Source organism: Acidobacteriota bacterium (genome assembly GCA_009691245.1).
In the GTDB taxonomy this organism is placed as follows: Bacteria; Acidobacteriota; Terriglobia; order 2-12-FULL-54-10; family 2-12-FULL-54-10; genus SHUM01.
In genome coordinates, this window is record SHUM01000084.1 from 1 (window position 1) to 10,717 (window position 10,717).

Consider the following 10,717-nt stretch of genomic DNA (forward strand, 5'->3'; position numbering starts at 1 on the left):
GAATGGTTGATTTTTTCCCAGCCGGGCCGTTTAAGCGGGGCCTGAGAATTCGAGACAATTTCTCAGCCCCGCTCACACAATAACGACGATGCCCATGTTCAATGAACAGCGCCAATGATATAGGTATGCGATTTCAAAATAGTGGCTGGCCATCGTGGACACATTTAGAACTTTCACAACTAAAAACGTGCCTTGCTAGAACCCTTAGAGTTGCTGTGAATACAGCATGATATCGACATTCTTAGAGCCGCCATCCAAACTGGCCGGGCAACCCCATCCATACTCGAACTTGGAGAATTCCAGACTAAATGTGGATGGGGCGGCAACACTGCAGCTCGCGCGTCCCAAAGCGATTGGGCCAAGAGAAACTGGTGGGGGCGTTGCGACGAAAGTGATTGCCGTGTGATCTGGATATCCATCACAGACAACTTTCTCCGGCCGATTTTCCATGATAATCGGCCTTCACGCTGGAGTATAATACGGCTAGTCGATGAGCAGTGCACTCCAAGGCCTGCAGATTCAATCGGGTGTCGGCACATGAACCGGAGGTCAACCATGACAAGATACTTGCGAGTTGCTATTGCAGTAATGATCTTATTCGTTCCCAGAGTTCAGGGTCAGCAACGCACAGTTGCGGCATTGCTTGGATATCCCCAAACGATTATTTACAACTCAAAAATTGTGTCGGTCAGCGATGCCTCGTTTACCTCCAATCTGGGGGCAACCTCGCAAGCAATGGCCATCCGAGACCGCAAGATTCTCGCGGTGGGGACCAATGATGAAATCCGGGCATTGGCAGGTCCGCAGACAAAGCAAATCAACCTAGGCGGGAGAACGGTGATTCCCGGAATGATTATGGTGCATAACCATCCGATGGATTGGGCGCCGGTGATTCCCATGATCACGAATAAAGTTGTCCCTCCAGACATCATGGTGAACCGAGCGATTTACGGTCCTCCGCTCGAACAATACAAGAAATTGCCCGCGGTCCTCGAAGAAGCGGTTCGCGCGGCCAAACCGGGAGCATTCATCCAGATCATGTTCATCTGGGACATGACACAATTGTCGGAGGATCCCAACGTTTTCTGGGCCGGCAAATATGTTACCAAGGAACAACTCGACAAATTGGCTCCGAATAATCCGGTGATGGTGCGTTCGCGCGAAGCGATACTTCGCCAGGGACGACAGGAGATGATCAACCAGAAGGCCATTGACATGCTGTTAGCCGCTGCCCCGAATGTTCCTGATCGCGGAGAGTTGAAGGCAGCAGCCGAAGCTGCGCAAGATGACGGCATTCCTCAGGGCAATGTCTATCGGACCATGTTTCCAGAAGTTGTCTTCAAGAGCAGGCCGGACCTTTGGCGCGAAATCATTCGGCTGGACCTTGAGTGGTGGGCGGCGAAGGGCCAGACCACCTTTGGAAGTTTTCTCTATCACTACCCGGAAGTAATCCGGGCGTTTCGTCTGCTCGATCGCGGAGACCAGCTAGCTAATCGAGTGGCCTGGGGCTGGGGAGCCATTCCCGACGAGGCCGTGGAGCGGGATTTCAAAGATCCATTCCTGATTGCCGATCTGGCCACGCGAGAGGGAACCGGCACCGATTACATGTGGTATATCGGAACGGGCATCGGCGGCGATGAAGGGGCGGGCTGCACCAGCTTGCGGTCGCGGGTTCAGCGAGGCCCCGATGAGCGTCGTCCTGCAACACTGCCGCCCGGAGGAGGATGTAAAGGCGGATTTGAAAAAGATGGCGCTGCATGGAATCTGGTGAAATACGGCGGGCGCTACATGAGCGGCCACCAATGGGGCGATGTGGGCATGGACCATATCATGAACATGATCCTTCAGGCCAGCAAGGCTGGGGGACTGACGCCGGAAGAGATTCGCTCCAAACGGCATGTCGCCGATCACATGAATGGGTGGCCCCGTCCGGATCAGATCCCCTATCTAAAAGAGCTGGGATTCCTGACCGGCGGCACCAATATGTACATCCACGGCAGCTCCGGCGTGTGGATGAAGGAATACGGCGAGCAGGCGGTCGAGTGGGTGGTGCCGCGCGGCGCGCTGGTCAAGTCTGAGATCATGAGCGGGATTGAGATCGACAAGCCAATTGAGCTTACCGATCAGAATGCCTTTATCGACCTGCTATGGACGATCCAACGCAAAGGGCAGGACGGCAAGGTCTATGCGCCCAACCAAAAGATTAGCCGCGAAGTGGCGCTGAAAACAGCCACCATCTGGGGCGCCTACTACGTGCTGAAAGAGAATGTCCTGGGCTCTCTTGAACCGGGCAAGCTGGCGGATTTCCTGGTGCTGGATAGGGACTACCTGACAATTCCGGAGGATCAGATCGACAAGATTCGCATTCTGATGACAGTCGTTGGCGATAAGGTTGTGCATTTGACGCCCTCGCTGGCGAAGGAGCTCGGAATGCAGGCGAAAGGCGCAGCTGTTGAACTGGGCGGCGTCGAAGGGAAGTGGTGAAGTAATTACATTCGCACAAACTTTGTTTTGAGGAACCCGAGTGTGTGAGCGCTAACACGTTCTTTATCAGGAGGGTCATGATGTTATTCCGAACCTTGATAGCGATACTTTCGGCCGCGATTTTTTTTAGTCAGGCATTGATTGGTACGGCGCAGGTAACAACAGGCACAATTCTTGGCACGGCTCGCGATGAGTCAGGCGCGGTCTTGCCCAATGCCAGCATTGTCGCTAAAAATGTTGGGACCGGAATCGCACGGACTGTTGCCACGGGCGCCGGCGGGGAGTACCGCATCACGCAGTTGCCTCCAGGGAGTTATGAAGTTCAGGCGCAACTGGAGGGCTTTCAGACCGAAGTGCGCACTGGGATCACCATGACGGTGGGAAGAGAAGCTGTCCTCGACATGACCCTGCGCGTTGGCGCCGTATCGGAGAGAGTCTCAGTTACCGCGGAGGCCCCGCTGATTGAGACCACCAACTCCTCGGTCGCCAGCCTGGTGGATGAGAATAGCATTGAACTGCTCCCGCTCAATGGCCGGGACTTAACCCAACTGGCCACCCTCCAGCCGGGCGTGCTTTTGGCATCGACCACCTCGACTTCCACGACAGCGGGTCCGGGGAAGAAGATTTCCATCTCCGGGTCGCGGCCCAATCAGAGCACCTACCTGCTGGACGGCATCGACGTCATGAACAATACCGGCAAGGGCGTGGCCGGAGCCTCCGGCGAATTTCTGGGGTTGGACGCCGTGCGCGAGTTCTCGGTGCTAACCAGCAATTACAGCGCCGAGTTCGGACGCGCGGCTGGCGGCGTCATCAACGTAGTCAGCAAATCCGGAACCAATGTCTACCACGGGACGCTTTTTGAGTACCTGAGGAATGACAACTTGGACGCCAGAAATTTTTTCGATGATGAGAAACCGAATTTCAGAAGGAACCAGTTTGGAGCTTCCGCGGGTGGGCGCATCCGTCGCGATAAGACTTTCTTCTTTGCCGCCTACGAAGGACTCCGGGAAGGCTTGGGGCTGACTTCGATTGCCTTCGTCCCGACGCAGGAGGCCAAGCGCGGCCTCCTACCCAATAATGTTACCGTTGCGGTTGATCCACTGATTCAGCCGGTGCTCGGTCTGTTTCCCCTGCCCAACCGGGGAATCAACACGGACGGCACTGGGGTGTTCGCCAGCGACGCCCAGCAGACAACCAATGAAAGTTACGTTACCGGAAAAATCGATTATTATCTTTCCGACTCCGACTCTCTATTCGGCCGTTATACGATCGACGACGGCGAGCGGGAACTGCCTTTCTTCGGCAGCAACCTGCCGGGCTACGGTCTTCCGTTGCGCGTGCGCGGGCAGTACTTCACGCTGCAGGAAACCAAGCTGCTAACCAGTAATTTTGTGAATATCGCCAGAGCCGCGCTCAACCGGACACGCTATTCCGGCAGCCGTGAGTTCGATGTTCCCGCGCTGAAATTCTATGCAGGCAGGCCCGTGGGAAACGTAACAACCACCGGCTTGGCGGGCATTGGAGGCGGCAATCAGCAGCCGTTCGACCATCCAATAACAATTGTCGATTTCTCTGATGACGTGAACTGGAGCCGTGGTTCTCATGCGATTAAGGCGGGATTCATCGGGAGACGATATCTCTGGGGGTTTCAACGCGACTTCCGGCTGAACGGGACATTCAATTTCACTACCCTTAGCAATCTTCTGCGGAATGCTCCTCAATCCTTCACCGGCGTGGTGCCCGGGTCGAACGACACGCGCAGACATTATCGCCAGTCCATGTTTGGCTTCTATTTCCAGGATGATTTGAAGGTGAGGCCAGGCTTCACGTTGAATCTTGGTTTGCGCTATGAATTCATCTCCAACCCAACCGAAGCCACCGGGCCAAGGCTGGCCTACATTCCCCGCAATTGGGATGAGACAGACTCCCCCAACGGGATTCTCACAGACCGCGTCTTTGAGAAAAATCCCTCGCTGCGAAATCTCTCGCCACGGTTCGGGTTTGCCTGGGACGTGATGAGAGACGGAAAGACCTCGCTACGCGGCGGCTGGGCGCTTCTGCATGACCAGATCTATCCTCTCTATTACGACAACCAGCGCGTGCCGCCGCTGGTCCTGACGGCGGATATTCGGACCGCCGACTTGAAGTATCCCAATGCCTTTGGCAGCGGGCCTGTGGCGCTTGCTTCGCTGTCGCCGGTGGCCACCGACTATTTCAATACCAACACTCCGAGCGTCATGCAGTTTAACGTGTCTGTGCAGCGGGAGATTGCGGCCTCCACCGTGCTCACGGCGGCCTATATCGGGTCGCGCAGTTATCACCTGGCCGTTGCCAATGATGTGAACACGCGAGTTCCCGATTTCCTTCCCAACGGGCGGATATTTTTCCCCGCTGGTCGCCCCTTCCGCAATCCCAATTGGACGCGGACATCCATCCTGGAATGGACCGGTCGGGCTTTCTATAACAGCCTGCAGGTCAGCGCCAACAAGCGGTTGTCTAATGGATTTCAGATCGGAGGAAACTATACCTACGCCCGGAACGTAGACGATGGTTCCGGCACCATCGGCGGAGATTTCGCAAACTCTACCCGGCAGCGGCAGAATCCTTACGACCGGTTAGGCGATCGTGGTCTGGCCAGCATGCATATCGCCCATTCCGCCAGCCTTTCTTACGTTGTTGACTTGCCGTTCGGTTCCGGGCGGCTGATCGGCGGCGGCGTTTCCGGAGTTGCCGGCAAGATTCTCGAAGGCTGGCAGGTGCAGGGAATTGTCTCCGGGAATTCAGGCCCGCCTTTCACGGCAACCGTCGGCACATTGGACCGCTCGCGGAGTGGCAATCTGGCGGATCGGCCTGATCTGCTTCCGGGCGCGTCGAATAATCCGGTGCTAGGCGGACCGGATAAATATTTCGACACCTCGGCATTCACCCTTGCCGAACCAGGATATTTCGGAAATCTCGGAAGAAACACGCTTATCGGACCGGGGCGCTTGAGCATGGACTTTTCATTGTTGAAGAATACTTCCCTGCGGGAAGGTGTCGATCTTCAGTTTCGGGCGGAGCTCTTCAACATTATCAACCGCGCCAACTTCAAGACTCCGGATGGACCCATAACCGCGGATAGCGGAGTAGTCTTGACCGAAACGTCGACGTCGGCCAGGCAAGTGCAATTTGGCCTGAAGATACTTTTTTAGACCCATTACTACATTGAATAGCTCATGATTTTTACAGAAGAGCTACATATTCTTTCGCATGGACCAGCATTAGATACCGATGCGCCACGGCGCTGCGCCCGCAGGAGTCCGTATGCCACGGGGGGAATCATGATTCAGTTACTCAAGTTGATGATCGTCGCATTGTTTTTCACCATTCAATCGGGCAGTGCGCAGACCATCACGCCCGCGGACCTGACGCTCCATCCGGAGTATGTTTTGTACAACGGCAAAGTGGTCACGGTGGATAACTCGGACTTCACCACGAATCTGGGAACCATCGCTCAGGCCATCGCCGTGCGTGGCGGCAGGATACTCGCCGTGGGTCCCGACAGCGACATGCGCGCACTGGCCGGACCGCGCACCAAGAGCATTGACCTGAAAGGCCGCACGGTCCTGCCGGGTCTGATTGCTTCGCATGAGCACCCCGCCGATTGGGCCATGATCAGCCCGGTTGCCTACGGTACGGTGGTGAAGGATGACGTGATTGTCAGCCGCTATCTGACCGGCACGCCGCGCGAGCAGGCCGCACTGCTGCGGCAGACGGTGCAAGAGGCGGTCTCCAAGGCCAGGCCCGGCCAGTGGGTGCGCATTTACGGATCGCGCGGCTACTTGAAACAATACGCCGACGAATTGGGACGCGAGTTTCCCAAGGTCATCTCCAAATCCTTTCTCGATCAGGTGGCCCCGAACAATCCCGTGATCGTGCGCGCGGGCACCGGCGCGATTGTCAACACCAAGGCGCTGCAGGCCGTGCTGCCGAAGCTCGATTATCTGCTGCCGGAGGATCGCGCGCCCATCGCCGAGCGTGGCATGGGCGGCACTGATCTACAGCGCTATGTGGACGCCGACAGCCTGATGGAAGGCAACGTGCCGTTACTAGCCAGCATATACAAGGCGGAGCTGGAATACTGGGCCAGTATCGGCATGACCGCGTTTGGCTCAGGAGCTTACTCTCCCGCCGCGCTGCGTGCGTTCCGTTATCTGGATGAGCGCGGAGAATTTCCGATTCGCACCGGGTGGGCGTATCTCGGCCCGGACTATCCGATGTCGGTGCTCGAAACGTTGGCGGCGATGCAGGGGACCGGGACGGATCATATGTGGCTGGTGGGTGCTTGGCCGGTGGAAAACGGCGGCTCTTGCACCACCATCAATGCTAAGCCGGAAGTGAAGCGCAGAGAGTCCTGCAATTTTGCTCCACCCCAGTCGAAAGACTACAAACAAACTGGGTACAAGTTGATGTATGACATCATCCGTTCCGGGCTGCGCGTGGCCACCATGCACACCTGGGGCGACAAGGATATTGACCAGTACATGGACATCATCGAGGCGGCCAGCAAAGACGCTGGATTTACGGCAGAACAGATTCATGCCAAGCGCCACGCCTTTGATCACATGGCGCTGGCGCCGCGTCCGGATCAATATGAGCGCATTAAGCGGCTGGGTCTGCTCACCAGCGGATCATCGACTTTCCACTATCAGCACTCTGCTGAGGTCGCGGAAGAGTATGGCGAGGAGTACACCAATTGGGTGGTGCCACGCAGGAGCTTGGCCGATGCCGGAATCCGAAGTTCTTTTGAAACCGACACGCCTCTCAGTCAGCACGGAGGAACGATGTTTGACGTACTCTCCTATGACCTCACCCGGCGGGACAAGAACGGAAAGGTCCATGCCCCCGGCGAGCGCATGGACCGCCAGCGCGAGTTGAAAGTGATCACTGCATGGGGAGCATATTATTTACTCAAGGAGAAAGAAATCGGCTCACTCGAACCGGGCAAGTTCGCCGATTTGATTGTGATTGACCGCGACTACCTGACGGTTCCAGAAGAAGAAGTCGCTAAGATTCAAGTGCTGGCAACCATGGTGGGAGGCAAATTCGCGTTTGCCTCACGAGCTTTCGCTGCGGAGAACGCGGTGAATCCCGTGGGCTACCAGAAACCCTAGCCTGCGGCTGAAAGTATTCTCTCCTGTGCCAGATGAATCGGAACTCGCCAAGTAGAGTAAGCAGAGAACCATGTAGATATGCTGCGCGTGTCCTGCGGATAATTATTGGCGCAAGCCCCGCGTCTTTTTCTTAACCTTCCAGTGAACTCCAATAACCTTAACGGGATGGTTGCGGGCGGAAGTAGCATTGATTATAAGAAGTTTGGCTGGCCATCGTGGACACCTTTAGAACTTTCGCAACACGGAATCCCTCCTACTAGAACCGACCTAACCGATTTAGGAACAGAAGCATACCGGCAATACCCACGGGATATCCATGCTGGCCGGGCAGCACTCTTCATACTCGAACTTGGAAGTGTACGAGTCCCACCGAATGACAGCGGGAACGTTAATGATTTCCAGCAGAATTGGCCAGCGGAAATCTACATTGCTCCGACTGCAAAATGCAAACAGGAGTCGGGCATTGTTTCCTTGGCCGCACGCTGTCAGCAAGCACGGTTGCAATGGGCAGCAATTCCCTCGAGACACTGCAGTGGTTGTGCCTCGCAGGGTCGGTGCGTCATAATTGGCTCTTGATGATCGATGTCCATTCATGGGGGAATTTGGCATGAAGTCCAGGACTGCAAGCTTATTGATTTTTCTACTCTCCGTCCCGCTTTCCCTTGCAGTGGCTCAGACCACGGGAACCATCAGCGGAACGGTAACGGATGCGACATCGGCAACCGTGCCGGGAGCGAAAGTGGTGATTCGGAATGTGGCTTCGGGAGATCAGCGCGAAGTCAGCACGTCAGCAACGGGGCAGTACACGTTTCCGCTGTTGCCGCCGGGCAATTATGAGATCTAGTTTTCACAGGCGGGGTTCGCCACCGTCGTTCGCCAGGCGGTGCTAAACGTTACCGAGCGCATATCAGTCAACGCCAGCCTACAAGTCTCCGCCGTAAACGAGCGGATCGAAGTCTCCGCCACCGTTCCGCTGTTGCAGACGGAAAGCGCCGCCCTTGGCCGCGTGATGGAAGGCAATTCGGTCAAGGAATTGCCGCTGTCCACGCGAAATTTCACGCAGCTGCTGGCACTTTCGCCGGGAACCGAAGGTCTCCGCCAAAACTTTCGCCGACGCGGAGCGACTGTTTGGCAGAAAAAACACATTGGCGATTGCGATGATCATGTCTCACTATGCTGCCAGTTCGATGCTCCTCCATACTTACGATGCGCATTGGGATCCAAACAAGAAACCACCATTCCCAGCTCTCTAAGGCGCAGTCTGGGCTGGTGGGACCAAAGCAGAAGGAGGACACGCCAATAAATAACGTTGGCCATGTCCCCCATTTGATATTAACTTTGAGCAGATCCCAGGCAATCCACGATTCGGATTACCGCGCCGACTTTCAGGAACGATGTTTACTGTCAGACACTACACCCAGCACTAAACGTTGATGTAGTTCTTTAGCCAGTACTCGGCGAGTTCGTCGTAGCGCGCGAACCAGACGTCCTTGAATTGACGGATGTAGCCGAGGAATTCGTCATTGAAACCGATGCGCTCCGGCATGCAACCTTTTTGCGGGTGGATGCCGTAGTTCATGGCCTGCGGCCATTCTTCGTGAGCAAGTTTGTAATAGGCGTTAAAGGTGTCCTTCATGAACTGCAGCGCTTCCCGCGGGCCACGATCAGCCCGCTCGCCGAACAAGGCATTGTCATTGGTGGTCGTGTGGCGGCTGCCGACTACCACGATGACTTTGCCATTGCGCGCCTTGATTCCGTACGGCAGATCGTCGCCCTTCAGTCCGCTCATGTAGAGGTAGCCTTCCTCAGCGAGGAAATGCGGTGTTTGATCAGTGCATACGCCGCCGGGATTGTTGAAGCCCACGGGGCGCTTGCCGGTAACTTTCTCAATAATCTTAGTAACGAGCTGAATCTCCTTCTTCTCATCGGCGGGACTCATCTCCGTCGTCGGCTCGCCGGTGTAGGTTCGGGCGGTAATGTCATGTCCGTTGCGCACGGCTTCACGCCAGATCTCCGGAAATCGCTCGACCATGCCAGTGTGCGGCGCGAAGGAGACCTTAATGTTATGCTTTGCGAGCAGACGGAGCGCGCGGTGGATTCCCACATTAAATTCATACTGACCTGTCTCCGACTCCAGGCGCAGGTTCCGCTTGTACACGGCCTTGGTTCCGGGAAACTGGGGGTGCCCGCTCCACTCGCCGGTTACATACATATAGAAGCAGACTTTCTCGTTGTTGGGCCACTTCACTTTCCCAAAGCGCTGGTCGTAGGGGATGCGAATTTCCTCAAACGGCCAATGCGGCCACTGCCCGGTATGTCCGTCATTGATAACGGTGTGATCCGTCGTCTCGGGCGCTCCGCCCCATTTCTGGGCCTTGGCCACGCTGGTCGCTACACTGTGCGCCGCGACCACGGTGCCTCCAGCGGCGAATGCTTTCATGAAAAAATTTCTACGGTCCATGAATTCTCCTTTTGCGATGGGAACTTCTCAATTTAGAAAATAAACTTCAACCCAAACTGGATTTCGCGCCCCGTGGTAATGGTGGAGGTGATGCGCCCTACGGTCGGAAGATAAGGGCCATTGGCATCGAACAACTGAACTTCCGGTAATCCAAAATTGTCCCGGTGTAAAAGGTTGAATATCTCCGCGCGAAACTCGGCGCGCAGACCTTCGGTCAACGACGTGTTCTTAACGACCGAGAAATCCACCACCGCGATGCCTGGACCTTCCACCGTGTTACGGCCGACTTTACCGAAAGTGCCCACGGCGGGCAAAGAAAACGCACAGGGGTCAAACCACATCACCGGCGTCCGCAACTCTGTGCCTGGCGCGATCACTTTTTGCCTCGCGTCGCCCGCGGCCAGCGTGCAGCCGAGCGAGCCGCCGCTGGTGGGATTGATGCTGGCGCCCGCTGCCAGATTGGGACGATCCGGCGCACGGGCATCGCGATTGCGTGAGCGGTTGAAGCCCACGATCGGCGTGAACGGCACGCCAGCTTGCAGCGTCATGATGCCATTCACCTGCCATCCGCTCAGCAATTTGCCTGCGCCGAGCGGCAACTCATAACCAAAGTTGGTAA

6 protein-coding genes are annotated in these 10,717 nt (G+C 56.1%); 4 read left to right on the forward strand and 2 right to left on the reverse strand.

The window, feature by feature from the left end:
* Positions 1-537 precede the first annotated feature (537 nt).
* From EXQ56_14140 to EXQ56_14155, 4 genes are all read left to right on the forward strand, one after another.
* Positions 538-2,484, forward strand: coding sequence for a hypothetical protein (locus EXQ56_14140; GenBank protein MSO21563.1), 1,947 nt, complete (start codon positions 538-540; stop codon positions 2,482-2,484).
* 77 nt (positions 2,485-2,561) lie between these two features.
* Complete coding sequence (locus EXQ56_14145; protein ID MSO21564.1) at positions 2,562-5,675, forward strand: TonB-dependent receptor; 3,114 nt, start codon at positions 2,562-2,564, stop codon at positions 5,673-5,675.
* Positions 5,676-5,699: 24 nt separating this feature from the next.
* On the forward strand, positions 5,700-7,637 hold the full coding sequence (locus EXQ56_14150) for a hypothetical protein (protein MSO21565.1): 1,938 nt from the start codon (positions 5,700-5,702) through the stop codon (positions 7,635-7,637).
* Positions 7,638-8,229: 592 nt separating this feature from the next.
* Complete coding sequence (locus EXQ56_14155) at positions 8,230-8,481, forward strand: carboxypeptidase regulatory-like domain-containing protein (GenBank protein ID MSO21566.1); 252 nt, start codon at positions 8,230-8,232, stop codon at positions 8,479-8,481.
* Between the two features lie 78 nt (positions 8,482-8,559).
* Here EXQ56_14155 and EXQ56_14160 read toward each other — a convergent pair whose 3' ends face one another.
* Both EXQ56_14160 and EXQ56_14165 read right to left on the reverse strand, forming a co-directional pair.
* Positions 8,560-8,802: a hypothetical protein gene (locus EXQ56_14160; GenBank protein ID MSO21567.1), complete on the reverse strand. Its 243-nt coding sequence runs from the start codon at positions 8,800-8,802 to the stop codon at positions 8,560-8,562.
* 258 nt (positions 8,803-9,060) lie between these two features.
* Complete coding sequence (locus EXQ56_14165; GenBank protein MSO21568.1) at positions 9,061-10,098, reverse strand: hypothetical protein; 1,038 nt, start codon at positions 10,096-10,098, stop codon at positions 9,061-9,063.
* Positions 10,099-10,717 lie beyond the last annotated feature (619 nt).